Origin of the sequence: Streptomyces sp. 15-116A, from assembly GCF_025290915.1 — a bacterium.
Taxonomy (GTDB): domain Bacteria; phylum Actinomycetota; class Actinomycetes; order Streptomycetales; family Streptomycetaceae; genus Streptomyces.
Genome location: NZ_JAOCQE010000523.1, coordinates 1 through 1,639, shown reverse-complemented (window position 1 = coordinate 1,639; position 1,639 = coordinate 1). Strand labels below are relative to the sequence as shown.

The 1,639-nt window shown below is 73.9% G+C and carries 2 protein-coding genes and 1 pseudogene; 2 read left to right on the top strand and 1 reads right to left on the bottom strand.

Annotated features, from left to right (window positions below):
• Positions 1 to 323, top strand: a pseudogene (locus N4P33_RS35105) (DNA-3-methyladenine glycosylase 2 family protein); the annotation flags it as partial.
• Positions 320 to 805: a methylated-DNA--[protein]-cysteine S-methyltransferase gene (locus N4P33_RS35100; RefSeq protein WP_260830956.1), complete on the top strand. Its 486-nt coding sequence runs from the start codon at positions 320 to 322 to the stop codon at positions 803 to 805. The pseudogene N4P33_RS35105 and the gene N4P33_RS35100, both read left to right, overlap by 4 nt.
• Positions 806 to 830: 25 nt before the next feature.
• On the opposite strand, the gene N4P33_RS35095 is transcribed toward N4P33_RS35100, so the two are convergent.
• Complete coding sequence (locus N4P33_RS35095) at positions 831 to 1,313, bottom strand: DUF456 domain-containing protein (RefSeq protein ID WP_260830955.1); 483 nt, start codon at positions 1,311 to 1,313, stop codon at positions 831 to 833.
• Positions 1,314 to 1,639: the final 326 nt, after the last annotated feature.

Sequence of the window (1,639 nt, the reverse complement as noted above, 5' to 3'; positions counted from 1 at the left end):
CCCACCTCTTCCCCGAACCCGCCGTCCTCGCCGGCGCCGAACCCGACGGACCCCTGGGCGCGCTCACCGCCGCCCTCGCCGACGGCGCGCTCCGGCTCGACCCCGGCGCCGACCGGGACGCCGCCGAGGCCGCCCTGCGCGCCCTTCCCGGCCTGGACGGCCGTACCGTCGCCGAGATCCGCGTCCGCGCCCTCGGCGACCCGGACGTGGCCCCGCCCGGTCCTGACGTCCCCGACAGCTGGCGCCCCTGGCGCTCGTACGCCCTCGCCCACCTGCGCGCGGCAGCGCACGACGCGCCCGACGACGAACCGGAGTACCGATGACCACCACGTACTGGACGACCGTCGACAGCCCGCTGGGACCACTCCTCCTCACCGCCGGACCGGACGGCGAACTGACCTCGCTGTCCCTGCCCGGGCAGAAAGGCGGGCGGACCGTGGGGCCCGGCTGGCGGCAGGACCCGGGCCCCTTCGGCGCGGCGGACGAGCAGCTCACCGCGTACTTCGCCGGCGAGCTGACGGAGTTCCGGCTGCCGCTGCACAGCACCGGCACGCCCTTCCGCGAGAAGGTGTGGGCCGCCCTCGATGACATCCCCTACGGGGCGACCGTGTCGTACGGCGAGATCGCGGCGCGGATCGGTGCGCCGAGGGCCGCCGTGCGGGCGGTCGGCGGGGCGATCGGAGCCAACCCGCTGCTGATCGTCCGCCCGTGCCATCGCGTGATCGGCTCGGACGGTTCCCTCACCGGGTACGCGGGCGGACTGGAGCGCAAGGTACGGCTGCTGACGCACGAGGGGGTGCTGTGAGTGGCGTGCAGTGGCAGGAGCGTTGTCAGCCCCAGAAGACCGCGCCCAGCCAGGCCGCCGTGATCAGCTGGCAGGTGAACAGCTCCGTGAGCACGCTCCAGCCGCCCGCCCGCATCGTCGTCCGCAGCGACGCGACCGCCTCGCCGTGGCGGCCCAGGCGGAACCGCTCGCACAGGTAGATCCCGGCGAGGAAACCCGGGACCGCGCCGAGGACGGGCAGCACCACGAAGCCGATCAGTGAGCCGACGCCCGCGTACGTCATCAGCCGGGCGTCGCTTCCGGTGGGGCGCAGGCGGCGGGGTGGCAGGGCCCAGCGGATCACCTGGGAGAGGAACAGCACGACCGTCGCCCCCACGAGCACCCACCAGGCGACGGGGCGGGGATCCTTCAGGGCCCACCACATGACCGCGGCCCACACCAGCCACGATCCCGGCACTCCGGGCAGCAGTACTCCGCACAGGCCGAACAGGATCACCAGTCCGGCGAGCAGGAGTTCCCACGCTCCCATCTGTCCAGGGTGCAGGAGGGTGAGGGGCGGCGCAGAACAGCGACGAACAGGTGTCCCAGCCGTCACCCGGGACGTGGGCCCCGGCCGGGCGAGGGGCGGGGATTTTCCGGATGCCCCGTTTTCATCCGGGCCGTGCGGTGGACAATTGGGGGCATGAGCCAGCAGGGGGGAAGGCCCACCGGTCCCGAGGACGACTGGTGGGGGCAGCTGTACGACGACTCCACAGGCGATACGGGCGCCACCCCGGCCCCCGACTCCCTGGACGACCGCTTCGCCTCGGCGAAAACGACCCTGAACGGCCCCCCACCACTGCCCCCACCCCGCGC

Excerpts from the sequence above, each read along its gene's own strand:
- N4P33_RS35100 (WP_260830956.1), top strand. The coding sequence starts at position 320 with ATGACCACCACGTACTGGACGACCGTCGACAGCCCGCTGGGACCACTC.
- N4P33_RS35095 (WP_260830955.1), bottom strand. The coding sequence starts at position 1,313 with ATGGGAGCGTGGGAACTCCTGCTCGCCGGACTGGTGATCCTGTTCGGC.